Origin of the sequence: Pseudomonas sp. HMSC066A08 (assembly GCF_001813025.1) — a bacterium.
Lineage (GTDB): Bacteria > Pseudomonadota > Gammaproteobacteria > Pseudomonadales > Pseudomonadaceae > Pseudomonas > Pseudomonas aeruginosa.
Genome location: NZ_KV811371.1, coordinates 203,545 through 227,338 on the forward strand (window position 1 = coordinate 203,545; position 23,794 = coordinate 227,338).

The 23,794-nt window shown below is 68.5% G+C and carries 23 protein-coding genes; 5 read left to right on the forward strand and 18 right to left on the reverse strand.

Features of this window, described 5'->3' with window-relative positions; translation table 11 throughout:
- Positions 1–139 precede the first annotated feature (139 nt).
- Positions 140–1,639 carry a flavin-containing monooxygenase gene (locus tag HMPREF2886_RS29475; RefSeq protein ID WP_033969200.1) on the forward strand — a complete coding sequence of 500 codons (1,500 nt, stop codon included), beginning with the start codon at positions 140–142 and terminating at the stop codon, positions 1,637–1,639.
- A gap of 16 nt (positions 1,640–1,655) precedes the next feature.
- Here HMPREF2886_RS29475 and HMPREF2886_RS29480 read toward each other — a convergent pair whose 3' ends face one another.
- The 15 genes from HMPREF2886_RS29480 to HMPREF2886_RS29550 all read right to left on the reverse strand — a co-directional run bounded on the left by HMPREF2886_RS29480 (position 1,656) and on the right by HMPREF2886_RS29550 (position 19,020).
- Positions 1,656–2,591: a DedA family protein/thiosulfate sulfurtransferase GlpE gene (locus HMPREF2886_RS29480; protein ID WP_033969198.1), complete on the reverse strand. Its 936-nt coding sequence runs from the start codon at positions 2,589–2,591 to the stop codon at positions 1,656–1,658.
- A 178-nt stretch (positions 2,592–2,769) separates the two neighbouring features.
- Entirely contained in the window at positions 2,770–3,468 is a 699-nt protein-coding gene (locus HMPREF2886_RS29485; protein ID WP_024915217.1) for a pirin family protein, read from the reverse strand.
- A gap of 117 nt (positions 3,469–3,585) precedes the next feature.
- A complete protein-coding gene (locus HMPREF2886_RS29490) occupies positions 3,586–4,221 on the reverse strand; it encodes an alpha/beta fold hydrolase (protein ID WP_033976721.1) in 636 nt (211 codons plus the stop codon).
- A complete protein-coding gene (locus HMPREF2886_RS29495; RefSeq protein WP_033976722.1) occupies positions 4,218–5,447 on the reverse strand; it encodes an MDR family MFS transporter in 1,230 nt (409 codons plus the stop codon). The genes HMPREF2886_RS29490 and HMPREF2886_RS29495 overlap by 4 nt, the downstream gene beginning before the upstream one ends.
- The gene (locus HMPREF2886_RS29500; RefSeq protein WP_033976723.1) at positions 5,444–6,403 is read right to left on the reverse strand and encodes a clavaminate synthase family protein; all 960 of its coding nucleotides are present in this window, start codon (positions 6,401–6,403) and stop codon (positions 5,444–5,446) included. Before HMPREF2886_RS29500 ends, HMPREF2886_RS29495 begins: the two co-directional genes overlap by 4 nt.
- Positions 6,400–7,998, reverse strand: coding sequence for an asparagine synthetase B family protein (locus tag HMPREF2886_RS29505; protein WP_039027939.1), 1,599 nt, complete (start codon positions 7,996–7,998; stop codon positions 6,400–6,402). The genes HMPREF2886_RS29500 and HMPREF2886_RS29505 overlap by 4 nt, the downstream gene beginning before the upstream one ends.
- Positions 7,998–9,476, reverse strand: a complete 1,479-nt coding sequence (locus HMPREF2886_RS29510; protein ID WP_033969186.1) for a long-chain fatty acid--CoA ligase — start codon at positions 9,474–9,476, stop codon at positions 7,998–8,000. The genes HMPREF2886_RS29505 and HMPREF2886_RS29510 overlap by 1 nt, the downstream gene beginning before the upstream one ends.
- Positions 9,477–9,485: 9 nt before the next feature.
- Positions 9,486–10,232, reverse strand: a complete 747-nt coding sequence (locus HMPREF2886_RS29515; RefSeq protein ID WP_070748903.1) for a class I SAM-dependent methyltransferase — start codon at positions 10,230–10,232, stop codon at positions 9,486–9,488.
- Positions 10,229–11,596: a 2-isopropylmalate synthase gene (locus tag HMPREF2886_RS29520; RefSeq protein WP_003082506.1), complete on the reverse strand. Its 1,368-nt coding sequence runs from the start codon at positions 11,594–11,596 to the stop codon at positions 10,229–10,231. The genes HMPREF2886_RS29515 and HMPREF2886_RS29520 overlap by 4 nt, the downstream gene beginning before the upstream one ends.
- Positions 11,593–12,471 (reverse strand): phytanoyl-CoA dioxygenase family protein, encoded by an 879-nt coding sequence (locus HMPREF2886_RS29525; RefSeq protein ID WP_003116358.1) that lies wholly within the window; start codon positions 12,469–12,471, stop codon positions 11,593–11,595. The genes HMPREF2886_RS29520 and HMPREF2886_RS29525 overlap by 4 nt, the downstream gene beginning before the upstream one ends.
- Positions 12,468–13,082: an alpha/beta fold hydrolase gene (locus tag HMPREF2886_RS29530; protein ID WP_033969182.1), complete on the reverse strand. Its 615-nt coding sequence runs from the start codon at positions 13,080–13,082 to the stop codon at positions 12,468–12,470. The genes HMPREF2886_RS29525 and HMPREF2886_RS29530 overlap by 4 nt, the downstream gene beginning before the upstream one ends.
- Entirely contained in the window at positions 13,076–14,338 is a 1,263-nt protein-coding gene (locus HMPREF2886_RS29535) for a hypothetical protein (RefSeq protein ID WP_070748905.1), read from the reverse strand. The genes HMPREF2886_RS29530 and HMPREF2886_RS29535 overlap by 7 nt, the downstream gene beginning before the upstream one ends.
- Positions 14,335–16,155, reverse strand: coding sequence for a non-ribosomal peptide synthetase (locus HMPREF2886_RS29540; RefSeq protein WP_177344469.1), 1,821 nt, complete (start codon positions 16,153–16,155; stop codon positions 14,335–14,337). The genes HMPREF2886_RS29535 and HMPREF2886_RS29540 overlap by 4 nt, the downstream gene beginning before the upstream one ends.
- A 718-nt stretch (positions 16,156–16,873) precedes the next feature.
- Positions 16,874–18,031, reverse strand: a complete 1,158-nt coding sequence (locus HMPREF2886_RS29545; protein ID WP_070748909.1) for a murein transglycosylase A — start codon at positions 18,029–18,031, stop codon at positions 16,874–16,876.
- Between the two features lie 95 nt (positions 18,032–18,126).
- A complete protein-coding gene (locus HMPREF2886_RS29550; protein WP_070748910.1) occupies positions 18,127–19,020 on the reverse strand; it encodes a LysR family transcriptional regulator in 894 nt (297 codons plus the stop codon).
- An 84-nt stretch (positions 19,021–19,104) separates the two neighbouring features.
- Between HMPREF2886_RS29550 and HMPREF2886_RS29555 the strand changes: the two genes are divergently transcribed.
- Positions 19,105–19,884 carry an NAD(P)H-dependent oxidoreductase gene (locus HMPREF2886_RS29555; RefSeq protein ID WP_058177983.1) on the forward strand — a complete coding sequence of 260 codons (780 nt, stop codon included), beginning with the start codon at positions 19,105–19,107 and terminating at the stop codon, positions 19,882–19,884.
- Between the two features lie 7 nt (positions 19,885–19,891).
- Here the strand turns inward: HMPREF2886_RS29555 and HMPREF2886_RS29560 are convergent, their stop codons facing one another.
- Positions 19,892–20,518 (reverse strand): NAD(P)H-dependent oxidoreductase, encoded by a 627-nt coding sequence (locus HMPREF2886_RS29560; RefSeq protein ID WP_033969171.1) that lies wholly within the window; start codon positions 20,516–20,518, stop codon positions 19,892–19,894.
- A 105-nt stretch (positions 20,519–20,623) separates the two neighbouring features.
- On the opposite strand from HMPREF2886_RS29560, the gene HMPREF2886_RS29565 reads away from it, so the two are divergent.
- Together HMPREF2886_RS29565 and HMPREF2886_RS29570 are read left to right on the forward strand one after the other, a co-directional pair.
- Positions 20,624–21,232, forward strand: a complete 609-nt coding sequence (locus HMPREF2886_RS29565) for a TetR/AcrR family transcriptional regulator (protein WP_033969167.1) — start codon at positions 20,624–20,626, stop codon at positions 21,230–21,232.
- A gap of 38 nt (positions 21,233–21,270) precedes the next feature.
- Positions 21,271–22,119, forward strand: coding sequence for an aminoglycoside phosphotransferase family protein (locus HMPREF2886_RS29570; protein ID WP_079385161.1), 849 nt, complete (start codon positions 21,271–21,273; stop codon positions 22,117–22,119).
- Positions 22,120–22,195: 76 nt separating this feature from the next.
- Here the strand turns inward: HMPREF2886_RS29570 and HMPREF2886_RS29575 are convergent, their stop codons facing one another.
- Positions 22,196–22,546, reverse strand: a complete 351-nt coding sequence (locus HMPREF2886_RS29575; protein WP_033969162.1) for a hypothetical protein — start codon at positions 22,544–22,546, stop codon at positions 22,196–22,198.
- A 109-nt stretch (positions 22,547–22,655) separates the two neighbouring features.
- Positions 22,656–23,462 (reverse strand): AraC family transcriptional regulator, encoded by an 807-nt coding sequence (locus HMPREF2886_RS29580; protein WP_003082516.1) that lies wholly within the window; start codon positions 23,460–23,462, stop codon positions 22,656–22,658.
- A gap of 134 nt (positions 23,463–23,596) precedes the next feature.
- On the opposite strand from HMPREF2886_RS29580, the gene HMPREF2886_RS29585 reads away from it, so the two are divergent.
- Positions 23,597–23,794, forward strand: a complete 198-nt coding sequence (locus HMPREF2886_RS29585; protein ID WP_003082517.1) for a DUF1656 domain-containing protein — start codon at positions 23,597–23,599, stop codon at positions 23,792–23,794.

Here is a 23,794-nt window from a genome sequence, read left to right on the forward strand (position 1 = left end):
TGGGTAATTCCCACGCCTGGGTCCATACTCTCCGGATATCGCAGTACGAAGGTTGGGATACCCGCGCGGCGTCCCCTCTGTAGGGTGGAGGGCATCAGCCCAGCAGACGGCTGGACGCTTGCGCCGATCGAGGAACCTTATGCCTGTCGAACACCTGGACGTACTCATCGTCGGCGCCGGACTGTCCGGCGTCGGCGCCGCCTACCACCTGATGAAGCATTGCCCCGGCAAGAGCTTCGCCCTGCTCGAAGGGCGTGCGGCGATGGGCGGTACCTGGGACCTGTTCCGCTACCCCGGCATCCGTTCCGACTCGGACATGTTCACCCTCGGCTACAACTTCAAGCCATGGAGCGATCCCAAGGCCATCGCCGACGGTCCGTCGATCCGCCGCTACATCGAGGAGACCGCGCGGGAGAACGGCATCGACCGGAAGATCCGCTACCGCCACCGGGTGCTCAGGGCCGACTGGGATTCCGCCAATGCGCGCTGGAACCTCGACGTGCAGCGCGGCGACGAGCCCGAGCCGCTGCGCATGACCGCGCAGTTCCTGCTGATGTGCACCGGCTACTACCGCTACGAAGCCGGCTATACCCCGGAATTCGTCGGTCGCGAGGACTTCGCCGGGCAGGTCGTCCATCCGCAGCTGTGGCCCGAGGACCTCGACTACAGCGGCAAGAGGGTGGTGGTGATCGGTAGCGGCGCGACCGCCGTGACCCTGGTGCCGTCGCTGACCGACAAGGCCGCCCACGTCACCATGTTGCAGCGCTCGCCGTCCTACGTGATCACCCTGCCGCAGAAGGATGCGATCTCCAGTTTCCTCCGCCGCTTCCTTCCGGAGACCTGGGTCTACCGCCAGGCGCGGGCGCGCAACGTGGCGATGCAGATGGCCTTCTTCATGCTCGCCAGGACCTTCCCCGGCCTGGTCCGCAGGGCCCTGCTCAAGCTGGCCAGCCTGCAACTGGGCAAGCGCTTCGACATGCGTCACTTCAGCCCGCGCTACAAGCCTTGGGACGAGCGGGTCTGCGCGGTGCCGGACGGCGACCTGTTCAAGGTGCTGCGCAAGGGCAAGGCGTCGGTGGTCACCGAGCACATCGACCGCTTCGTCGACCGGGGCATTCGCCTGAAGACCGGCGAGGTGCTGGAGGCGGACATCATCGTTACCGCCACCGGTCTCGACCTGGTGATGTTCGGCGGCGCCGAGCTGGCGGTCGACGGCAAGCCGTTCCAGGTCAACCGGAGCATGGGCTATCGCGGCATCATGCTGCGCGACCTGCCGAACCTGGCGGCGGTGGTCGGCTATACCAACGCCAGCTGGACGCTCAAGGCGGACCTCTCCAGCGAATACTTCTGCCGCCTGATCAATCACATGGACGCCACCGGCATGCGCCAGGTGACCGCCCGCGACAGCACCGGCGACGTGCGCGAGGAGCCCTTCCTCAACCTAGACTCCGGCTACATCCAGCGCGCCGCCGAGCGCATGCCCAAGCAGGGCGACCGGATGCCCTGGAAGCTTTACCAGAACTACGTCCTCGACCTGGCGCTGCTGCGCTACGGCAAGGTCGAGGACGGCTACCTGGTGTTCTCCTCGCCGGCGCCGCAGCGGCAAGCCGACGGCGCGGCGGTGCAGGCGCTGGGCTGAACCCGGTGGGCGTCGCTCAGGCGTTCGCCACGACCTGCCCGTAGGCCTTGCGCCAGGCGTCCAGGCCGCCGGCCAGCGCCCAGGTGCGGGTGAAGCCGGAGGCGTTGAGGCGCTGGGCGAGCATCGCGGCGGAAAGTTCGTGGGGACAGGCGCAATAGATGACGATGCTGGCGTCCCTGAGGTCGCCGGGCAGGTCCTTCAGCGACACGTTCAGTTCCACCGGGATGGCTCCCGGAATGCCGCTCGGCTCGTCCTCGTGGTGGGCGCGGACATCGAGGATCACCGGCAATTGCCCCTGTTCGCGAAGGTTTTCCAGTTCCTCCACGCTGATTCGCGGAATCCGCCGGCTGCGCGACAGCAGGCGCTGGCGCTGCCAGAGCTTCCAGGCGATGAAGGCGGCGAAGGCCCCGGCGATCAGCAGCGCGCCGATGGCCGCGTAGTCGCTGAGCAGGGCCAGCAGGTGGTCCACCGCATCGCTGAAGATCACCCCCAGCAGCAGCGCGGAACCGGCCCAGAGTGCCGAGCCGGCGGCGTCGTAGGCGAGGAAGCGGCGCAGGCGGGTGCGGGTCATGCCGGCCAGGGTGGTGGACAACGCACTGGCGCCGGGCAGGAACTTCGACATCAGCAGCGCCCTCGGACCGACCCGCAGGTACATGTTCTGGCTCTGGCGGATGCAACTGTCCTGGGACAGCGAGACCTTGCAGATGCTGCGCAGGAGGAAGCCGCCGTAGCGGCGCCCGGCCAGGTACCAGGCGACGTCCGCCAGCAGGCAGGCGAGCACCACTACCAGCAGGACCACGCCCAGCGGCGCGCCGACGCCCTGCATGGCCAGCGCGCCGGCGACGATCAGCGCCGGGTAGGCGGGGATCGGCAGCCCGGCCTGTTCGCAGAGCACGTTGAGGAACAGCAGGAGCAGCCCGTGGTTTTCCAGCAGGGGTTGCAGTTCACGCATGGCGGAGCCTCTCGAATTCTTCTGCGGGTAGTGTGAGCGCGAAGCGTGAAGCTGGGAAGAACCAAGTCGGCCGGGCCGGAGGCGTTGCGGCGGATAACGCCGCTGCGTCGAGAGAGGGGCCCTGGGCTGGGGCGAAACGAAAGCAGCCCCTCGCCCGTGGGGGCGAGGGGCTGTCGGGTCAGGCCACTTCCACCAGCAGCACTTCGCTGTCTTCCAGGGCGGTGACCTTCAGGGTCGGCTCGTCGCGTACCGCCAGGCCATCGCGGGCCTCGGCGCGCACGCCGTTGACCTCGATGCTGCCGGTGGCCGGCACCAGGTAGGCGCGGCGACCGTTTTCCAGGGCGTACTCGGCGCTCTGGCCGGCCTTCAGGGTCACCGCGGCGACCTCGGCGTCGGCGCGGATGTGCAGCGCTTCGCTGTCATGCTCGTCGCCGCTGGCGAGAGTGACGAAACGACCGTCGCGCTCGGCCTTCGGGAACGGTTTGGAGCCCCAGCGCGGCTGGTCGCCGCGGCGGTCCGGGATGATCCAGATCTGGAAGATCCGGGTGGTCTCGGCTTCCAGGTTGTACTCCGAATGGACGATGCCGGTACCGGCGCTCATCACCTGCACGTCGCCGGCCTCGGTGCGGCCCTTGTTGCCCAGGCTGTCCTGGTGGGTGATCGCGCCTTCGCGGACATACGTAATGATCTCCATGTCGCGGTGCGGGTGCGGCGGGAAGCCGCTGCCGGCGGCGATCTCGTCATCGTTCCAGACCCGCAGGCGGCCCCAGTCCTCGCGCTCCGGGTCATAGTAGTCGGCGAAGGAAAAATGATGACGCGCGTTCAGCCAGCCGTGGTTGGCGTGGCCCAGACGGTCGAAGGGACGACGTTCGATCATGATCGGATCTCCATTGGGCCCGTCGCCGCTCGTTTGCGCGAGGGTGCGGGCGGTTGATGGGGTCATCATCCGTCAGATTGTTACGATAAAAAAGCGCGTATTTTCGGCTTTATCTATCTAATTATTAGATTCGATCAGGGCGTGAAGGAAGCGCGGGTCCGCCAGTGCGGCGAGGTGCCCACCCGGGTATTCCCGCACCCGCGCGTCCAGGCGACGGGCGAAGGTGCGTTGCAGCGACGGTGGGCTGAGCCGGTCGGCGGCCGCCACCACGTAGGTGACCGGGCAGGCCGGACGAACCTGCGGCGGTGGGTCGACCAGCAATTGCGCGGGTTCGCTGGCGCTGGTCGGCACCTCGGCGCCGAGCAGTTCGAGGAAGCCGGCGCGGTCCTCCAGGCGGACCCGCCCTCCGAGCGGATCGAGGCGGCACAGCCCGAGGAGATTGTCCTGGCCGCTGTCCTGGTAGCTTTCCAACGCGCCGCCGCCCTCGCTGACCAGCGCGCTGAACAGGTACAGGTGCGCGGCGCGCTCGCCCAGGCGGGCCGCCAGGCATTGCGCCAGGTAGCCGCCGAAGCTGTGGCCGCAGAGTATCACCCGCTCCTCGCCGGCCAGCGTGGCGGCGGCCTGGTCCAGCCAATGCGCCAGGTCGCATCCGGGCGCGTCGCGCAGATGGTCGCAGCTTCGCCAGCCGGCGCCTTCCACGGACCAGGCGGAGCGGCGCAGGAAAAATCCCGAGACCAGCAGCGCGCCGCTCATCCGCCGGCCCGCTCGGCCTGGCGCAGGCCGACCGCGCCGACCTGCAGCAGCATGATCACCCCGCACAGCGCGGCCAGGCCGAGGTACAGCGCCTGGCTGCCGGCATGGTCGAGCATGATCCCGCCGTACAGCGGCGCCAGCGCGGTGCCGAGGCTGTAGAGATTGGCCGCGCCGAAATAGCTGCCGCGCAGGTCGTCGGGGGTCAGTTGGTCGACCTCCACGCTGAAGGTCGGGAACACGATCAGTTCGCCGAGGCTGAGCACCACCGTGGCCAGCGCCAGGCCGGCGAACAGGGTCACCGGGGTCCAGGCGAAGCCTAGCTGGGCCAGGAGCATGAGCAGCATGCCGAGCACCAGGCGGCCGCCGGTGCCGGTGTTTTCCAGCAGGCGGAGGAGGGGAAACTGGGCGACCACTATGGTCAGCGCGTTGATGGTCACCAGCAGGGCGATGCTGTTGACCACGTCGGGCAGACCGCTGCGGGTGAGGTACTGCACCAGGGTCGAATCGAAGGTGGCGTAGATCAGCGCGGCCAGCATGTTGCACAGCAACAGCAGGGTGAAGGCGCGATGCCGGGCCATGCTCAGGCAGGCTTCGAGGAACCCCGTCGAGGCTCGCGGGGCAAGGCTGCGCCGCTTCGGTTCGAGGTGGTGCAGCAGGCGCCAGAGCAGCAGGCCGTAGCAGAAGTAGACCAGCGCAGTGACCAGGAAGGTGCCGGCCTGGGCGGCGACGCCGAGGGTCAGGCCGATCAGCGGGCCGAGGGCGGCGCCGAGGTTGATCAGGAAGTACCGGCAGTAGAGCGCCAGTTCCCGCGAGCGGCGATCCTCGACGCGGTCGCCGATCAGCGCCTTGCAACTGGATTCGAGCAGGGCGCAGCCGATGCTCACCCCGGAGATCGCCAGCCCGTAGGACAGCGGCTGGCCGCTGAAGCCCAGCAGCACGAAGGAAAGCCCGCTGAGGCTGGTGCCGAAGAAGATCAGGCGCTTGCGCCCGAAACGGTCCGACAGCCAGCCGGTATAGATGCCGCTGAGCGCGCCGCAGACAGTCGCCAGCGCCAGCAGCAGGCCGATGGCGCTGGCGGACAGCCGGAACTCGCGCCACAGCAGCAGTGCCAGGAACGGCCAGACCATGAAGTAGGCGCCGCGGGTGAGCAGCGTACCGACGAGCATCACGTGGATTTCCGTCGGCAGGGCACGGAAGCGTTGCACGCTGAAGATGTTGTCGCTCACGGGCGGGGCTCCTGGGCGAGGGGACGGATGCCGCCGCGCAGGCTGCCGGCGGCTACCTGGTGGAACAGCGGCAGGAAGCTTTCCGGCAGTTCGCGGGTGAACTCGCTGCTCAGCCAGCAGCGCAGCAGGCAGCGGCGCTGCCGCTCGTCGTCGCTGAACTCGGTGCGCGCGTGCAGGGTGGTGTGGTTGTTCACCAGCACCAGCATGCCCTTGCTGAAGTCCAGTTCGGCATAGCCGTCGGCGCGTTCGATCGCCTCGTCCAGGCCGTCGAGCATGCTTCGCACCTGCGGGGCGAGGCTTAGCCCGTGGCGCGTCACCGATTCGTTGAACTTGCGGATGTAGCGCAAGACGAAGGTCCGCGGGGTTTCCGTGAGCAGCGGCACCAGCGCGTAGTCGGCGTCGCCTTCGTCGCGCAGGTCGTGGGGGATCGGCTGGCCGAGCAGGGGCAGCCAGGCCGGGTTGGCGGCTTCCAGGGTGGCGAGGACGTCGGCCGAGGAACGTATGCGAAAGGCGCCACCCCGGCGCGCCGGCGACCAGCAGGCGAGCACCGTGAGGTCGGCGCGATCGGAGTGGAAGGCCAGTTCCTGGCTGGTCAGGTGGCCGCGCTGCGGCGCATCGCGGGCGTCGCGCAAGCCGAGGTCGCGCACCTCCTTGAGGTACTCGCCGTTGCGGTTGATCGCCACGGTGCGTCCAAGCCATTGGCAGAATGCGCGGAATACCCGCTGGAACTCGTCCTCGGCGAGCCCGCGCAGCAGCGCGGAATCGTGCAGCAGCACGCCGCTGCCGTGCTCCAGTTCGTGGTGCAGGCGCTGGCGCAGGAGAGCCTCCGCGCTATCCGCGGAACGCCGCTCCAGCAGGCGCGCGAACAGTGTTTCCAGGCCGGCGGCGAAGGCGGCCGAAGCGGAGAACACCGTGTTGCCCCGCCAGGGTGCGGGGCGACGATGGATGGTTGTCATAGCGAGGCTCCGTATTCCTGCTGCCAGAGCGACAGGGTGGTGAGGGTGAACAACTGGTCGCCGGGCAGCGCCTCGATGCTCGGTGCGTCCAGGCCTTCCAGTCCGAGGTCGTGGAGTGCCGGCAGGCGTTCGGCGAGGTGCCGGCGCATTTCCCCGAGGGCCTGCGGCCAACGTTCGAACGGCAGGCGGAAATGCCGTTTCGGCTGCGCCTGCCAGCGTTTCTCGCGCTGCTCCAGGAGCGCCACCAGCGGTGCCTTGGCGGTATCGCCGACGATTCGCTGGAGGCGCCCGGCGCGCTGCGCCAGGGCACCGTGCAGGTAGGGGGTGCGCGCTTCGATGGTGCGCGACATCAGCAGATGGTCGGCGCGGCGCAGCAGCGGCTCCAGCGAGTAGTGCAGGTCGAACTGGCCGATCGCCGCCTCGAGGCCCTGGCCGAGGGCCTCGTGGGCGAGTTCCTCGATCCGCTCGGCGACCCGTCGGCCCGCCGGCTCCGCCAGCAGCGCGGCCTTGCGCCGGTACTCGCCGAACCAGGCGGCGGCGAAGCGCCGCGGTTCCGGTGCGTCGCGCCGGCGCCAGAGTTCGAGATGGCGCGGGTAGCCCCAGAACAGTTCGTCGGCGCCTTCGCCGAGAAGCACGCAGTGATAGCCCTGCTCGCCGATACCGTCGGCCAGGCGCTGGTACATCAGCAGGCTGGACATCCGTGTCGCCCCGCCGAAGTTGCCGACCGCGCGACGCAGCAGCGGCATGAAGGCTTCCTGGCGCAGCTCGAAGCGTTGCAGCCGAGGGTGTGGCAGCAGGCTTTCCTCGTCGCCTTCCAGGCACAGGTGAAAGCGCTGCAACTGCGGGTCCAGGTAGCTGCCGAGCAGGTTGGAATCGACCCCGCCGCTGACCAGCAGGGCACAGGGGCGGAAGGTCTGGCGGCAGCGTTCGAGGGTTTCGCCGAGCTGCTCGTCGAGGCTGTCCGCCTCGCTGGCCGGGGCAGTGGCCAGCCGCTGGCGCTGGCAGAGGCGCGGACGCTCCTGGGAGAGATCGAAGCGCAACACCTCGCCGGGCAGCAGCAGGCGGATCTGCTGGAACAGGGTCTGGCCTTCCAGCGGCACGCCGGCGGCGACCACCTGGGCGATCGCCTCGGCGTCGGCGCGGGCGCCGCCGAGCAGGTGCAGCAGTGCCCTCGGCTCGGAGGCGAAGGCCAGCAGGCCGCGCTCGGGCTGGTAGCTGTAGTACAGCGGCTTGATGCCGAACTCGTCGCGCAGCAGGGTCAATTGCCGGGTCTGCGGGTCCCAGCTGGCGAGGGCGTACATGCCGTCCGGCAGTACCCCGCGCTGCAAGCCGTCGAGCAGCAGGCGGATCTCGCCATGGATTTCGCAGCCGGCCTGGTAGACCTCGCCGTTGTAGGCGACCCGCCGCTGGCCCTCCTGCGGCGGCAGCGGTACCGCCGCGGCGCCGGACATCGGCAGGCGGGTCATGCCGATGGCGCCGTTCGGCAGGGCCGCGATGCCCTCGCCGAACGGGCCGCGATGGGCCAGCAGGCGTAGCGCTCCGGCGAAGCGCGAGACACTGAAACCGGTGCCGACGTAACCGAGGATGCCGCACATCACGAGGCTTCCCGTTGCAGCAGGGCGGCGAGCGCACGGCGGTCGTGCTTGCCAGCGCCATTCAGCGGCAGGGCCTGGTGCGACAGCACCACGCGCTGCGGCGCGCGGAGGGTGCCGAGCTGCTGCTGGAGCCAGGGCAGGAAGGCGAACGCGACCTGCGGCGCGGTGTGGATCACGGCGACATAGTCTTCGCCATAGAGCGGGCAATCGACCTTCAGGCAGCAGACGTCGATCACCTCGTCCAGGCCGTTGAGCGCCCGTTCGCATTCATTCAGGTGGAACAGATTGCCACCCTTGTTGATGGTACCGTCGCAACGACCGAGGACGTGCACGCAGCGGTCCTCGTCGAAGTAGGCGAGGTCCTGGGTGTTCAGCCAGCCGTCCTCGAGCACCTGGGCGGTCAGGTCGGGGCGGTTGACGTAGCCGGAGAACAGGCTCGGCGTGCGCACCCACAGGCGCCCGCGTTCGCCGCTGCCGTCCAGCGGGCGGCCATCGGGATCGGTCAGCTTGAGTTCCAGGCCGACGGCCGGTCCCACCGAGTTGTCGAACGCGTCGCCGCGACGCTTGCCGAAGAGGAAGGCGAAGCCGCACTCGCTGAGGCCGTAGATGTTCGCCAGCGCCGCGTAATCGCGCTGGAAGGCCGCCTGCAGGTCGGCGTCCAGGCGCGCCGAGCCGGCGACGCAGAGCAGGCGCTGCAACGGCAAGCGGCGCGGCGGCGGGGAGCCTTCCTTGACCATGTGGTTGACCACCGGCGGCACCAGGTAGAGGAAACTGATGCCGAAGCGTTCCACGTATTCCCAGAAGCCTTCGCTGTCGGCCCAGCAGTGCAGCGGCAGGAGCACCGCGCTGCCGCCGTACAGCAGCGGGAAGAGGAAATTGATGCCGAGGATGCCCAGGCCGCTGATCCGGTAGAAGCAACCGGAGCGCGTGTGCTCGCCGATGCCCAGGCAGTCGCGGCCGATGCGGTAGGCATGGAGCATGGCCTGCTGGCTGAGTTCGATGCCTTTCGGCTGGCCGGTGGTGCCCGAGGTGAACAGGATCATGTGGCTGTGCGCGGCGCGGTCGAGCCGGCGCGTCGCGCGGCGCTCGAAATCCAGCGCCAGGCGCAGCCCGGCCAGCGCGCCCTCGAGCGGGTCTTCGCTGGCCAGCGCGTCCAGGCGCATCTCGTCGACGATGGCCTGCTTCGCGGCCTCCCCCCACTCGGGATCGATCAGCACCAGATGCTTGCCCGCGCGCATGACCGCATAGATCAGGCAGAGGTTGCGGTAGCTGTTGTCGAGCAGCACGCCGACGCTGCGGCAGGCATGCTCGGCGATCTGCTCGGCGAGGGCGTCGACCTGGCGGTCGGCGTCGCCCCAGGTGTATTCCAGCGGACGCTCCGGCTCGCGGGCGTCGATCAGGAACGGCCGCCGCGGGTCGGCGCTGCCGAGATGGCGGAGGGTGCTGTCGAGCGATACGGGTACGGGGAGGCTGCTCATGCCGGCTCCTCAGCGATTCAGCGCGGTGAAGGCGTGGATGTCGAAGTTCACCGCCACCTGCGGCGCGCTCTCGATCTCGCGCACCGCGGCGATGAAGCGGTCGGCGTAGTCTTCGCCGCCTTCCTGCTCGATGTAGCGGGTCACGTAGCTGGTGGAGAGGAAGAACAGCGCGACCTCCTCCGGGCTGAGGAAGATGATGTTGGCGAACACTTCGCGGCGGCAGTCGCGCAGGTGCGGGCAACTGCCCATGATCTCCAGGGTGTCGTCATAGCGGGTCAGGCGCGGATCACGGTGCTTGGCCCACTTGTTCACCAGTTCGTGCTCGATGAAGTCGCGCAGCGGTCCGTAGGCGATCGGGAAATCGTACTTGTAGGCGCAGAACAGCCCGCCGGGGGTCAGCCAGTCGGCCATGCGCGTCAGCACCTGCTTGCGGTCCATCCAGTAGAAGGAGGTGGCGCTGGTGACCAGGTCGAAGCGGCGTTGTGGCGCGAAGGTTTCCGCCGGCGACACGCTGAAGTGGATCTCCGGGTAGTTCTCGCGGGCCTTGGCGATCAGCGCCTCGCCCAGGTCGCTGCCTTCCACGTAGCGGAACCAGGGTTGCAGGCGGACGGTCGAGACGCCGTTGCCGCAGCCGATGTCCAGCGCCGCTTCGCGTGCCGGGGCGCGTTCGGCGAGGTTGCGGTAGAGCGAATCCGGATAGGCGATCTTGCCGCGGACCACGTTGTAGGCGTCTGCGTGCTTGTCGAACTGCTTCATTGGGTAATCTCCAGTAGGCTCTCGTGGTAATCGCCCTTGTGGACGAAATTGATGTAGGTGCCGCTGCCGCCGAGGTAGCGGTAGCTGTGCTCGACGCCGGCGGGGATGAACACGCTGGCCGGGCTCTGCAAACGGCGCAGTTGGCCGCCGAGCAGGACTTCCACCTCCAGGCCGCGGTAGTCCTCGTCGCTGCCGAGGAACAGGAACACCGAGTCGCAGTTGTGCACGTGGCTGTCGACGTGGCCCGGCCCGCCGTCGCCGACGTCGTGGAACTGGCGGGCGATGAAGTAGAACGGCGAGCCGTCGAGCAGGCGCCGGTCGAGCATGACGAAGCGCTTGCCGGGGCCGTGGCGGTGGTACTTCAGTTCGCTGGCGGATTTCTCGAAAGGCGTGAGGAACAGGGATTGGCGGTGCATCGGCGTGTAGCGTTGCAGCGAGACGCGGCCGTTGATCAGTTCCGGATCGAAGGCGCTGTAGGCGTCCTGGTTTTCCTGCATGGCCAACTGGTGCAGGCGGGCGACATGGACGAAGGCGTTCTCGCCGACCACCGGGTGCATCGGCGAACGCTTGATCCGGCTGTGCGCCTCGACCAGCTCGGAGACCGCGAGGACGTTCTTCAGGTTGAAGCGGTCGGCGGCGAACTTGGTGTGCAGCAGGGTCAGCAACTGGAAGGTATCGGTGATCCCGGCGCGTTCGCCGATCCCGTTGCAGCTCGCCGAGTGCCACTGGACCCCGGCCTGGATCGCCGCCAGGGTGTTGCCCAGGGCCAGGCCGCGGTCGTTGTGCACGTGGTACTCGAAGACCACGTCGGGGAACTCGTGGCGCAGCAGCGAGAGCACGTCGAAGGTCTCGTCCGGCAGCAGGATGCCGACGCTGTCGGCGAAGCAGATGCGATCGGCACCGGCGTCGCGCGCGGTGGCGATCATGCTGACCAGGTCGCTGACCGAGGTGCGCGCGGCATCTTCCACCGTGGCCCGGACCCGCAGGCCGCGTTCGCGGGCGTAGCGGATCGCGTCGTGGAACAGTTCGAGCACCTCCTCGCGGCTCATGCCCTTGAACTTGGTTTCCAGCGAGATCGCGTTGATCGAGGCGAACAGCCCGACCCACTGCGCACCGGTTTCCAGCACCGCGTCGATATCCTCCCGGCGCGCCCGGGCGTGGGCCAGCACCGGCGTGGAAACCGCCGCCACCACGGCGCGTACCCGCTCGCGTTCGTCCGCGGAAATCCGCGGGTGGCCGCACTCGATCATATCCACCCCCAGCGCCGCGATTTCCCTCGCCAGCTGGACCGACTGCGCGCTGTCGAAGCTGCACTGGCGGGCCTGGCACCCCTCGCGCAGGGTGCAGTCGATGACCCGGATCATCGTCTCGCTCCCGCGTCCGAGGCCGACAGCGTCGCCAGCCGCGGCTCCCTGATGAAGTCGTGGATCTTCGGCGCATGGCCGAACTGACGGGAGAAACGGGCGAGGAAGGTGACCATCTTCAGCGAGTAGTCGCACAGCTGCGGAAGATAGTGGTCGAGGTTGTCCTCGGTGATTGCTTCGTCCGGGAACACGCTTTTCAGGTTGGAAGCGATCCAGGTTTTCATGCTGTCCTCTCGATTCAGTTGGTGGAATTCGTCGTCGTCGACGAAGACGATCGGCATGCCGATGCGCAGCTGGCCGCTGCGGTTGTTGTGGCTGCCATGTGCGGTGCGGGCGGGCCAGACCAGGACGTCGCCGGCGTCCAGCTCGGCATCCACCAGTTGCTCGCGGGAAATGCCGTTGGCCTGGAGGTCGATGCACTTGAACATCGGGTAGGCGAGGTCGAATTCGTGAGGGAAGATCGTGCGGTCGTCGGGGTAATAGAACATCCCGCCGTTGTCGTTCCGCGACGGGGTCAGGGCGACCCAGAAGGTCTGCGCGCTTTCGTAGCGCTTCTCCCACAGCGCGATGTCCTGGTGCAGCGGGATGTAGGACTCGTCGGCGTGGCGCTTGATGAACGCCGCGTGGCGCAGCAGGCGCGGCTTGCGCAGATGGTCGCGGACCAGCGCGTCGAGCCCGGAGCGGGCGAACCAGTCGTCCCAGAAGAGTGGGTCGTGGCGGTGCAGGTTGCGCACCTTCTTCGCCTCGCGGCGCTCGTCGTCGGCGATGTCGAATTCCGGTTCCAGCGCCGGGTCCGGCCGCTGCGCCGCGGCGAGGATCCAGTCCAGCGCCTGTTGGCGCAATTGCGGGGATACCACCTGCCGATAGTGTTTCATTGGACGGACTCCTTGCTGACGGTGTGGACGATGAAATCGATCACCGCCGGGTCCTGCAGGGCCAGGTGGTGCGGACGCTCGCAGGGGAAGGTGTCGAGCCGCTCGATCAGGTCGCACCAGCGTTCGGCGGCCGGGTCGCGGCCGGCGTCGTCCCGGCAGCGCACCCAACTGGCGCGGGCGAGGCGATGGCGGGGCTGCCAGCGGGCGAACAGCTCGACATTGCGCAGCAGGACCTCTTCGCGCAGTTCGCCAAGCTCGCTCATCAGGGCGATCCACTCGCGCATCTCGGCGCTCAGCCAACGCTGGTATTGCTCGCTCGGCGGCATCCGCCGCAGGGCCGGCCAGGGCAGGTGGCTGTCGATCATCAGCAAGCGGCTGGCCGGCAGGTGGCGGGCCATCTCGTAGCCGACCAGGCCGCCGAAGGAATAGCCGATCAGCCAGGCCGGCTCTTCCGCCAGCCCGTCGAGTACCCGCCTGGCGAGGGCTTCGATGCTGGCGTAGGCATCCAGCCGGTGGTAGTCGACCGGCCGGCAGTCCGTTGCGTCGAGGCGTGCCAGCAGCCCGCGGAAGCAGCTCGGGTGGCCGATGAAGTCAGGCAGCAGGATCAGCATGGGCGCAGCGCCTCGGCCATGGCCGCCGCCAGCGCCAGGGTCCGTTCGCGGCCGAAGCGGCTGGCCAGGCTGGCGTCCCAGCCGCCGTCGTCGCGCCGGACCAGGGTCAGGGTCAGCGGCAGGCGGCTCTTCAGCGTCGGCCGGTGGACGAACCCGGCGCTGCGGAATGGCTGGTCGATGACATTGATCATCACCTGGGCGTCGGCATAGCGCAGTCCGGCCCGTTCGGCGATGGCCTCCGCCGGCAGCAGGCTGTGCTCGAACGCCTCGAGCCTGTGCCGTTCGAAGGTTTCCTCGGCGGTCGCGACGTCCAGCAGCAGCGGCACCAGGTTCAGCCAGCAGCCGGAGACCGCCGTGCCTCGGCGACTGCGCAGGCTGACCGGGGTCAGCGCCAGGAAGTTGCCGGTGGCGCCCAGGCTGGCCAGGGCGAGAGCCAGGGCGCAAGCGAGCCGGGTCAGCAGGGCGGTCTCGCCGTCTCCTGGCGTGGCGGCCAAGCGGAAATCCTCGCAATGGCTGGCGCGCTCCGCCCAGGGCAGGCTCGCCAGTCCGCGGAACGCCTCGCCGCGCTCGCTCCAGTAGTCTTCCAGCCTGGTCCTGCGCTCCCGCAGCTGGCGCTCCAGGCGCCATTGCTGCTGGAGGAAGCCGAACTCGGGGGCCGCCGCTTCGGTCTCGGGGTCCGCGTTGAGCGCGGCCAGGCGGGCCAGCAGCACGCTGGCGAAGTCGGCGTCGGCGACCAGGTGATGCAGCCAGACGCCCCAGCGCGGACGTCCTCCGCAGCGCCCGTGGAACAGTCGCAGCAGGCCGCGCTCGAACAGGGAGTGCGGGCGTTGCAGCAGCGCTGCGATGAGCGTGTCTTCATCGGCGAAGGGGCCGACCTCCAGCGCCGGACTCTCCTCGGGCCGCCCGTGGACGACCAGTTCGAAACCTGCCGCGCCGCTGTCCACCTGGCTGTCGAGCAACGGGAACTCTTCGCGCAGGCGCCGACCCAGGCGCGTCAGGTCGGATGCCGGCACCTCGGCCGGAGCCAGGTAGCAGAGGCCGAAACGGGTCAGGTCGGCGCCGAGCAGCTCGCTGAAGACCATCCCGCAGGACCAGGGCGACAGGTCGACGCGCAAGGACTGCGCGGCCTCATCCGGCATCGGCTGGTGCCGCAGTCGGTTGCGCTCGGAAAGGGACAGGCGGTGCCAGTCGCCGACCACCACCAGGTGCTCGCGGAACCAGTGGTAGCGCACCTCCGCGGAGAGACCGACGTTCATGCCGCGCTCCTCGGCAGCACCAGCGGCTGCTCCGGCGTCGCCGCCCGTTCCAGCAGACGCTCCGGCGCCAGGCCGTGGCTGCGCAGGAGACGGCTGAACTGGTCGAGGCGCGAGTTTGCCTGCAAGTCGGCGAGTCCCAGGTTTGCTCCCGCACCCGCCGATTGACAGAGGGCGACCAGTTGCAGGGCGAGCAGCGAGTTGCCGCCGCAGAGGAAGAAGTCCTGGTCGGCGGCGCCGACCTCGCAACCCAGCAATTCGCTCCACAACTGCGCGCAGCCGCGCTGGTCGGGATCGAGCGCGCTGGCGCAGCGCTCCAGCGGTTCTTCCAGGCGGCGCAGCAGGGCGGCGCGGTCCAGCTTGCCGTGCGCCGTCAAGGGCAAGGCCTCGACCCGGACGCAGGCATGCGGGCGCTGCCAGGTGGGCAGTTGGCGGAGCAGGGCCTGCGGGCTGGCGTCGGCTTTTCCCGTCCAGGCGCAGAGCAGTTGCTTGACGCCGTTGCGCTCGCGGACCAGCAGGGCGCAGTCGAGGATGCCCGGTTGGCGGCGCAAGCGCTGTTCCAGGGCGGGGAGGTCGAGGCGATAGCCGTTCAGCTTGACCTGGCCATCGCCGCGGCCGATGAAGCGCAGCCGGCCCTGCTCGTCGTAGCGAGCGCGGTCGCCGGTACGGTAGGCACGCAGGAGGCGGCCGCGATAGGGCAACTCGACGAAGCTGGCGCGAGTGCGCGCCGCATCGTTCCGATAACCCTGCGCCAGGCCGGCGCCGAAGGCGACGATCTCCCCGGCCCGGTCGGGCTCGGCGATTTCCTGTCCGTGCTCGTCGAGCAGGAGCACCGCGGTGCCGGCGATGGCCTTGCCGATGGGGATGTCGTCTTCCTCGAGGTCGTCGTCGGTGACGACATGGCAGCAGGTGAAGGTGGTGTTCTCCGTCGGTCCGTAGCCATTCACCAGGTGCAGTCCCGGATGCCGCAGCAGCGCCCGGCGCACGTGCGGCACCGAGAGGATGTCGCCGCCGGTGAGCAACTGGCGAAGGCCGCCGAGGCAGTCCGGGTCGAGGTCCACCAGGGTGTTGAACCGCGAGGCGGTGAGCCAGGCGCTGTCGGCTCCGCGTTCGCCGATCAACTGGCGCAGCACGCCCGGTTCGAGGGGGCCGAGGTCGTTCAGCACGCAGCAGCCGCCGTTGAGCAGCGCGCCCCAGATCTCCAGGGTCGCCGCATCGAAGGACAGCGGCGAGTTGACCAGGAAGCGCATCTGCGGAGCGAACGCGAGGAACGACTGGCCCAGGCACAGGCGGGTAATGCCGGCGTGGGTGCAGGCGATGGCTTTCGGGCGGCCGGTGGTGCCCGAGGAGAAGTTGATGTAGGCGATCTGGTCCGCCGCGAAGCATGGCCGGGCGACCGAGGGTGGAGCGGCAGGCAAGTGCCTGACCGGGACGCAGGGAAGACCGTTGGCCGGCGTCGGCGTGGTCGAGCAGTCGAGGATCAGGCGGCAGTCGACCTGCCGGCACAACTCTGCATTCCAGGCCGCCGGTTGTTTCAGGTCTATATATAAGTAGTGATGGCCGGATAATAGTATGGCGAGCAGGCAGACAATACTTTCCCGAGAATATTCGCCGTACACTCCAAGACAAACTCCCGGCTGCGGATAATGCTCGAGAAGATAGTCTGAAAGTTGTTCGGCGCTATGCAGGAGTTGCCGATAGTCGACACTTCCGAAACGGTCCCTGATGGCTTCGCGATGGGGATGAAGCGCTGCCATCTCGCTGAAGCGGGCCACCACCGTCGGGTGCGCGTACAGGTCGAGCAGGGAGTTCTGGGACATTCTGGCGATCGCCTTTTTTCGAAAAAATGGGTCCATCTGCCGGCTTTTTCGGCTAAATGAAGGATTTTTGGTTTTTCGCGAAGACGGCGACCGAGTCTTCCCGGGCTCTGCCAGTCGTCCGCCGCCCACCGGCTCGCTCACGCGAGCGGCAAGCGTCGAGGCGCCTTGCCCGGAAAAAACGTTATGGAAATACGGAGTGCCGTCGACTCAAGGGCAGTCAACTGCTGCCATGCAGTCTTATCGTCAGGAAAGAGAGAAAAGCGATGAGAATGGATTCACGGTCACGCATTGCACTTCCACCTTGCGTTGGTTTTCCGAAGTGTTTCGCTGTGTGTGTTTTTATATGTTTCGTGGGTATTTAAAATAAGATACAAATTTCCCCTCACAACTATGAAAATTGGTAGTTGGCGAAAGGGCGCCATGAGGGGTGTCGAAGCGCGCCGGCTGATGGCTTTTTGCCGAGGCAGGCGGCCGCGGCTACGCCTGCCGGGGGTAGCACGGACAAGTGGTGTCGGGGGGCCTGGCCGCTGCGGCGAGGCGCGGAGGTCCGGCTGATGAGGCGGTCATCACAGAAGATTCTGCGGTGTCATTCAGCGCTTGAATGGTTGCTGCGCAAGCGCGCCCGGCGCCGTCGATGCTGGACGGCGGTGTCGGGCGCCAGCTGGCGTTGCGTTGGCCAGCCGCCCCGGCCGGGTGCGTCGGCCCCGGCCGGAGGTTTTCAGGAGGCGGGCAGCGGCGCGCCCTTGGGCCATAGCAGCCAGAGCCGGCCCGGCTGCTTCATGTGTCCGGCGAGTTCGCCGGCGGCGTCGCCGGTGCCCCAGAACAGATCGGCGCGGACCTCGCCGACGATGGCCCCACCGGTATCCTGGGCCGCCACCGGGCGGACCACCGCGCTGCCGTCGTCAGGGCGGGTGGTGGACAGCCACATCAGGCTGCCCAGCGGAATCACCTTGCGGTCGATGGCCACGCTGTAGCCGTCGGTCAGCGGCACGTTCAGCGAGCCGCGCGGACCTTCGTCGCTGTCCGGGCGCAGGCTGAAGAACACGAAGCTGGGATTGCTCGCCAGCAGCTCGGAGACCCGCTGCGGATTGGCCTCGGCCCAGTCGCGGATGCGCTTCATGCTGATCTCTTCCTTCGGCACCAGGCCCTGCTCGACCAGCCAGCGGCCGACCGGCCTGTACGGGTGGCCATTCTGGTCGCCGTAGCCGATGCGCAGTTGCCGGCCGTCTTCCAGCTGGATGCGCCCGGAACCCTGGATCTGCAGGAACTGCAGGTCCATCGGGTCGCCCAGCCAGGCGAGCACCGGCGCGCTGGAGCCGTTGTCGCGGATCGTCGCGGCGTCGTCGTAGGGTTTCAGCACCCGGCCTTCCAGGCGTCCGCGCAGGCGCTTGCCCTTGAGTTCCGGGTAGACGCTTTCCAGCGCGACCACCACCAGGTCGTCCGGTACGCCGTAGACCGGCACCGGGGTCTTCTCGCCCTGGCTCAGGCTGCCGTGGTAGACCGGTTCGTAGTAGCCGGTGATCAGGCCCTGGTCGCCGTTGCTGGAGGAGCGCAGGCTATAGACCTGCATCCGCTCCTGGAGGAACGCACGCACCGCCGTCGGATCGGCGGCGACCGTCGTGGCGCTCGCACAGGGCTCGCCCCATACCGGGTCCTTGGCCAGCCGCGCGCAGGCCGAGCGCCAGGCATTGAAGCCGGCGAGCAGGTCGGCGTCGCTGGTGGCCGGCAGGGCGTCCCAGGGCACGCTGTTGTAGGTGGTGACTTCGGCGGGTTTGGGCGGGGGCTCTTTCTTGCCGTCGTCGCATGCGGTCAGCAGGGCGGCGAAAGGGAGCGCGCAGAGCAGCAGGCGGCGCCAGGGATGGAACGGAAACTTCACGCCAAGGACTTCCTGGTGGTGGATCGAAGCCCGCTAGCTTGGGCAAAGCGCGACGGTGCGTCAAACCGCGGCGACGACCGAAGCGTATCGCCGCGTTACACCGAGGCGGCGATGAGTTCGCGCAGCCAGCGATGGGCCGGATCGCGGTGCGAGCGCTCGTGCCAGAGCATGGCCAGATCGTAGCCGGGCACCTCCAGGGGTGCCTCGACCACCCGCAACCCGTCGCGCTCGCGTACCAGTCGCGACGGCAGCAGCGCCACCAGGTCGGTGCTTTCCAGCACCGCGCGAAGGAACAGGAAGTGCGGTACCGACAACGCCACCCGGCGTTCCGCGCCGAGTTCGGCGAGCGCCTGGTCGGTGGGGCCTAGGAAGCCGCCGCCGTCGGGCGAGACGATCGCCTGCTCGAGGCGGCAGAACTGCTTCAGCGTCGGTCGCCGGCGCAGCCCCGGATGCCCGGCGCGCCCGGCCAGCACATAGCGCTCGCTGAACAGCCGGCGACAGCGCAGCCCCGGCGGCGCTTCTTCGAGGGTGTGGAAGGCCAGGTCGATCTCGCCGCGTTCCAGCTGCCGGCAGACTTGCGCCGGCGCCAGTTCCAGCACCGCCAGGCGGCTGCCCGGCGCCTGGCGGCGAAGACTGGCGAGGATCGGCAGGAGGATCGCCGACTCGGCGTAGTCGGTGGCGGCGACGCGCCAGGTATGCCGCGACTGCGTCGGATCGAACGGCGCGGCCGGCGCCACCGCCTGCTCCAGGGCTTCCAGGGCCAGGCGTAACGGCTCGCGCAGCTCCTCCGCCCGCGCCGTCGGGCGCATCCCGCGCGGGCCGGGAAGCAGCAAGGGATCGTCGAAGATCGCCCGCAGCTTGGCCAGGTGCACGCTCACCGAGGGTTGGGAAAAGTTCAGGCGTTCCGCCGCGCGCGTCACATTGTGTTCGGTGAGCAGCACGTCGAGGGTCACCAGCAGGTTCAGGTCCAGTCGCCGGAGATTAATCATCCATATACCTGGAATTTCGGATATTCATTTCAACTATATCCGGCGATGGCCGATCCTGCGCCCACCTTTTGCCGGAGACCCGCCATGAACGTACTCATCGTCTATGCCCATCCCGAACCGCGCTCCCTCAACGGTGCGCTCAAGGACTTCGCGGTCGCCCGCCTCGAGGCGGCCGGCCATGCGGTGCAGGTCTCGGACCTCTACGCGATGGGCTGGAAGGCCGTGCTCGATGCCGGCGACAGCCTCGAACGCGAGGCCAGCGAACGCTTCGATCCTTCCGCAACTTCCCTGCGCGCCTTCGAGAACGGTTGGCAGAGCGTCGACATCGCCGGTGAGCAGGACAAGCTGCGCTGGGCCGATACGCTGATCCTGCAATTCCCGCTCTGGTGGTTCAGCATGCCGGCGATCCTCAAGGGTTGGATCGATCGCGTCTATGCCTGCGGCTTCGCCTACGGGGTCGGCGAACATTCCGACAGCCACTGGGGCGACCGCTACGGCGAGGGCCGGATGCAGGGCAAGCGGGCGATGCTGGTGGTCACCGCCGGCGGCTGGGAGTCGCACTACGCCGCGCGCGGTATCAACGGACCGATGGACGACCTGCTGTTCCCCATCCACCACGGCATCCTGCATTACCCCGGCTTCGAGGTATTGCCGCCGTTCGTCGTCTATCGCAGCGGCCGGATCGACGCGGAGCGTTTCGCCGCGCTGAGCGAGCAGTTGGGCCGACGCCTCGATGACCTGCAGCGCACTGCGCCGATCCCGTTCCGCCGGCAGAACGGCGGCGACTACCTGATCCCGGCGCTGACCCTGCGCGACGAACTCGCCCCGCAGCGGACCGGTTTCGCCATGCACCTGGCCGAATGACCTGGGGTCAGGCCTCCAGCGGCTGCGCCTGGGCGGCCCCCTGCGCGCCGCATGCGGCGAAGAGCTGGCTGCCGATGTGCAGGGCCTGGTCCAGATGCCGGACCGGATCGGCGGTCTCCGACTCCAGCAACAGTTCGGAACGGACCACCCGTGCGCCGCAGTAATCGAAGATGCCATGGTCGATCTGGGTGCGCATCGCCCCGGCGTAGCCGTGCCGCTCGAAGGTGCCGGCATCGGCGCCGCCGACACCGACCAGCACCACCCGCAGGCGCTGCAGCTTTTTCCGCAGGTCGCCGCCGATGCTGTAGTCGAAGGCCCAGCCATTGGAGAACACGCGATCGATCCAGCCCTTGAGCAGGGCCGGCATCGACCACCAGTAGATCGGGTAGACCAGCACCAGGGTATCGGCGCGATCGATGCGCGCCTGCTCGGCGAGGACGTCGGCGGGAGGCGACGCCTGGCCGCGATGCACGGCGTGGTCGGCCAGGCCGAAGCGCGGCTCGAAGCCTTCCGCCGCCAGATCGGCGGTTTCCGCGGAATGGCCGGCGCGGACTACGCCTTCGGCGATGTGGGCGGCGAGGGCATGTGTGAGAGAGCGGGGATGGTGATGGGCGACGACGATCAGGGCATGCATGGGCGAATTCCTCCGGCAATTGCGGGAATGGGGGCAAGTCGATAGTCTGGGTAAAACCTACCTTTTGTAGGTTACCTTCAGTAAGTTACTTTTAGTAGGTTATCTATGTCAACGCACTCCCCAGACGACCCGTCGCCACGCCGCCGCCTGTCCCGCGACGAGCGCCAGCGCCAGTTGCTCGAGGTGGCCTGGCGACTGGTCCGCGAAGAAGGTACCGAGGCGCTGACCCTCGGACGCCTGGCCGAGCAGGCCGGGGTGACCAAGCCGGTGGTCTATGACCACTTCGGCACCCGCGCCGGCCTGCTGGCGGCGCTCTACCAGGATTACGACCTGCGCCAGACGGCGCTGATGGATGCTGCCCTGGCAGCCAGCGAGGCGACCCTGGAGGGGCGCGCCGACGTCATCGCCCGCGCCTATGTCGACTGCGTGCTGCAACAAGGACGGGAGATTCCCGGGGTGGTCGCGGCCCTCGCCAGCTCGCCGGAGCTGGAGCGGATCAAGCGCGACTACGAGGCTCTCTTCATGGACAAGTGCCGCGCCGTGCTGGAGCCCTTCGCCGGCGGCGGACGGCTGACCGTCGCCGCTCTGCGCGCAATGATCGGCGCCGCCGAAGCGCTGTCGCACGCGGCCGCCACCGAAGAGATCGCCCCGCAGGAGGCGCGGCGGGAACTGTACGAGGCGATCGTGGCGATGGTCGCGCGGAGTCGCCGGTGAAGGAGCCGCGTGCCCTGGAGGAATATCGCCGGGCGATAGTGGCGGCCTGTCCGGAGCTGGCGGACGCCACTTTCGCCATCCTGGCCTCGGGCTGGCATTCCACGGCGGTGGAGGTCGGAGGGCGCTGGGTGTTCAAGTTTCCGCGCGGCGCGGAGGCCGAGGCGGCGCTGCTACGCGAGGCCGCCGTGCTACGCCTGGTGCGTCCGGCGGTGAGCCTGGCGGTGCCGGCGCCGCAGGTGTTTGCGGGACCGCCGCTGTTTTCCCGCCACGAAAAACTGCCTGGCGGTTACCTCCTGGGTGAGGACTACCGGCGCCTGGACGAGCCCGCACGGCAGGCGGTCGGCGATGCGCTGGGGCGCTTCTACGCCGAGCTGCATCGACTGCAACCGGCGCGCATGCGGGCGGTTGGAGCCTTGCCGGTGCGGCCCTGGGAGTCGCCCGCGGCGATGCGCAGGCGCGCCTTGCCGCTGCTGCCTGCGGCCTGGCGCGAACGGGCAGGGCGCCTGTTGCGGGAATACGCCAAGCTGCCTGCCGATCCGCTGGGTTCGATCTTCGGCTTCTTCGACGGCCATGGCTGGAACATGGCATTCGATAGCGAGGCCGGGCGGTTGAACGGTGTGTACGACTTCGCCGACGCGGGCATCGGTCCGCTGCATCAGGAATTCATCTATTCCGCGTTCATCGATGCCGATCTCTCCGAGCGCATCGTCGCCGCCTACGAGCGCTTCAGCGGCCGGCGCCTGGAGCGTCGGCGGATCGCCTTGCTGACGGCGGCGCATCGGCTGTCGGAGCTGGCCGAGCTGGCCGACGACCCGCGCCATCTGCCGGACATGCTCGCCGGCGCCCTCGACGGCCTGGCCCTGGCGGAGGCGCAGGGCTTGGCCTGATGAGGGGACGCGCGGTTGTGCTGGGCGGGACGGATATGACCGCGCGCGGACATCCGCCGCGAAGTACCGCTACCGCTCAGAGATAGGCTTGCGCGCGGCGCCGCGAGCGCGGCGTGCGGTTCTTCCCGGACAATTCGTTGAGACGCGCCTGCCAGGCCGCGCGGGCGGCATCGCGGTCCTGGCGCTGCGCGGCGGCGGGCCTGGACTCGGCTTTCGGCCGCGGCGCGGCCTTGTCGGTCACTGGCGCAGCGGCGGTGGGAGTGACAGGGGCACTGGCCGGAGCGGCGTTTTCCTGGGCCTGGGCGAAGGCGTTGGTGCGCCGGCAGGTCTTGCAACTGACCTGGCCGACATCGCTCGAGCCGTTCACGTTGCTGTCGCCGCGCCCGCAGGCTGCCTGGCCGGATTCGCTCAAGAAGTGCGTAACCATCTGATCCTCCTGGAGAAAAAAGGGCGGCATTATTCCCAGAAGTGCCTTCGAGTGCCAGCCTCGGGGGAGAACAGCTGACGAACTGCAAGACCTTTCCGTCGACCGCCGTTCAGTCGGCTGGCCGCCGCATGCTGTCGCGCACGTAGCGGGCCGGGGGGCTGCCGAGCGCCTTGCGGAACATGCCGATGAAGGAACTGACCGACTCGTAGCCGAGGATCTCGGCGGTGCGTTGCACCGAAACGCCGGCGGACAGTTGCTGCAGGGCGATGATGATCTGCAATTGCTGGCGCCACTGGCCGAAGGTCATGCCGGTCTCCCGGCGCACCATCCGCGCCAGGGACCGCTCGCTCATCGCCACTCGCCTGGCCCATTCGGCCATGCTGGCGCGGTCGCCGGGGGCGCGGGTCAGTTCGTCGGCGATGCGGCGCAGGCCGCGGTTGTCCGGCAGCGGCAGGTAGAGCTGTTCGGTCGGCGCCTGTTCCAGGAGTTCCAGCAGCACCCCGGCGAGACGCGCGAGCGGGCCGTCGTGCGGATAGTCCTGCGGTTGCGCGCTCAGGTGCAGGATCAGTTCGAGGACCAGCGGCGACAGGGCCAGGGTGCAGCAGTCGCTCGGCAGGCGTGCCGCCCCCGGCTCGACGAAGAGGAAGCAGACCTTGCCGTTGGCGGTGACCCGGTTGCTATGGGCGATGCCGCCGGGAATCCACACGCCGAACCCGGCCGGCACCATCCACAGGCCATCGGGCACCGTGCAGGTGATGCCGCCGCGGCAGGCCACCACCAGCTGGCCCTTGCGATGCCGGTGCACCGGCACCTCGGTGTCGTTGTGCCGGGCCTCCAGCTGCAGGGCCAGGGCCGGCTGGCCGAGCGCGTCGGGATCGAAGCGTTGGGCGAGGTAGGTCTGCGGTTCACGGCTCACGGCAGGTCCTGTGGGTTGTCCGAATTCGACTATTTTCTGGCTGAGTAGTCGATATTTGCAAATCGCCACGCCCCGTAGCCTGTGCTCGTCAACCCGACAGGAGCGGCCGACCGCTCCGCGCCCTCGATACCCTGGTGCCCTGCATGCTGAGCGAAGTCTCCGTTTCCGGCCTCTACGTGCCGCCATTGTTCCTCTACCTGTGCCTGGCGATGCCGCTCTACCTGCTGCTGGAGCGCCTCGCCTGGCGCTGGCTGGAATGCGCCTGGCATCCCGGCCTGCTGCGTTTCTTCCTGTCGTTCATCGTGCTGTCCGTGCTGGTGCTGAAGTTCTGA

What these genes read in the sequence shown, in the direction of transcription:
- HMPREF2886_RS29475 (WP_033969200.1), top strand. Translation starts at nt 140, where the DNA reads ATGCCTGTCGAACACCTGGACGTACTCATCGTCGGCGCCGGACTGTCC.
- HMPREF2886_RS29480 (WP_033969198.1), bottom strand. Translation starts at nt 2,591, where the DNA reads ATGCGTGAACTGCAACCCCTGCTGGAAAACCACGGGCTGCTCCTGCTG.
- HMPREF2886_RS29485 (WP_024915217.1), bottom strand. Translation starts at nt 3,468, where the DNA reads ATGATCGAACGTCGTCCCTTCGACCGTCTGGGCCACGCCAACCACGGC.
- HMPREF2886_RS29490 (WP_033976721.1), bottom strand. Translation starts at nt 4,221, where the DNA reads ATGAGCGGCGCGCTGCTGGTCTCGGGATTTTTCCTGCGCCGCTCCGCC.
- HMPREF2886_RS29500 (WP_033976723.1), bottom strand. Translation starts at nt 6,403, where the DNA reads ATGACAACCATCCATCGTCGCCCCGCACCCTGGCGGGGCAACACGGTG.
- HMPREF2886_RS29505 (WP_039027939.1), bottom strand. Translation starts at nt 7,998, where the DNA reads ATGTGCGGCATCCTCGGTTACGTCGGCACCGGTTTCAGTGTCTCGCGC.
- HMPREF2886_RS29510 (WP_033969186.1), bottom strand. Translation starts at nt 9,476, where the DNA reads ATGAGCAGCCTCCCCGTACCCGTATCGCTCGACAGCACCCTCCGCCAT.
- HMPREF2886_RS29515 (WP_070748903.1), bottom strand. Translation starts at nt 10,232, where the DNA reads ATGAAGCAGTTCGACAAGCACGCAGACGCCTACAACGTGGTCCGCGGC.
- HMPREF2886_RS29520 (WP_003082506.1), bottom strand. Translation starts at nt 11,596, where the DNA reads ATGATCCGGGTCATCGACTGCACCCTGCGCGAGGGGTGCCAGGCCCGC.
- HMPREF2886_RS29525 (WP_003116358.1), bottom strand. Translation starts at nt 12,471, where the DNA reads ATGAAACACTATCGGCAGGTGGTATCCCCGCAATTGCGCCAACAGGCG.
- HMPREF2886_RS29530 (WP_033969182.1), bottom strand. Translation starts at nt 13,082, where the DNA reads ATGCTGATCCTGCTGCCTGACTTCATCGGCCACCCGAGCTGCTTCCGC.
- HMPREF2886_RS29535 (WP_070748905.1), bottom strand. Translation starts at nt 14,338, where the DNA reads ATGAACGTCGGTCTCTCCGCGGAGGTGCGCTACCACTGGTTCCGCGAG.
- HMPREF2886_RS29540 (WP_177344469.1), bottom strand. Translation starts at nt 16,155, where the DNA reads ATGTCCCAGAACTCCCTGCTCGACCTGTACGCGCACCCGACGGTGGTG.
- HMPREF2886_RS29550 (WP_070748910.1), bottom strand. Translation starts at nt 19,020, where the DNA reads ATGATTAATCTCCGGCGACTGGACCTGAACCTGCTGGTGACCCTCGAC.
- HMPREF2886_RS29555 (WP_058177983.1), top strand. Translation starts at nt 19,105, where the DNA reads ATGAACGTACTCATCGTCTATGCCCATCCCGAACCGCGCTCCCTCAAC.
- HMPREF2886_RS29560 (WP_033969171.1), bottom strand. Translation starts at nt 20,518, where the DNA reads ATGCATGCCCTGATCGTCGTCGCCCATCACCATCCCCGCTCTCTCACA.
- HMPREF2886_RS29565 (WP_033969167.1), top strand. Translation starts at nt 20,624, where the DNA reads ATGTCAACGCACTCCCCAGACGACCCGTCGCCACGCCGCCGCCTGTCC.
- HMPREF2886_RS29575 (WP_033969162.1), bottom strand. Translation starts at nt 22,546, where the DNA reads ATGGTTACGCACTTCTTGAGCGAATCCGGCCAGGCAGCCTGCGGGCGC.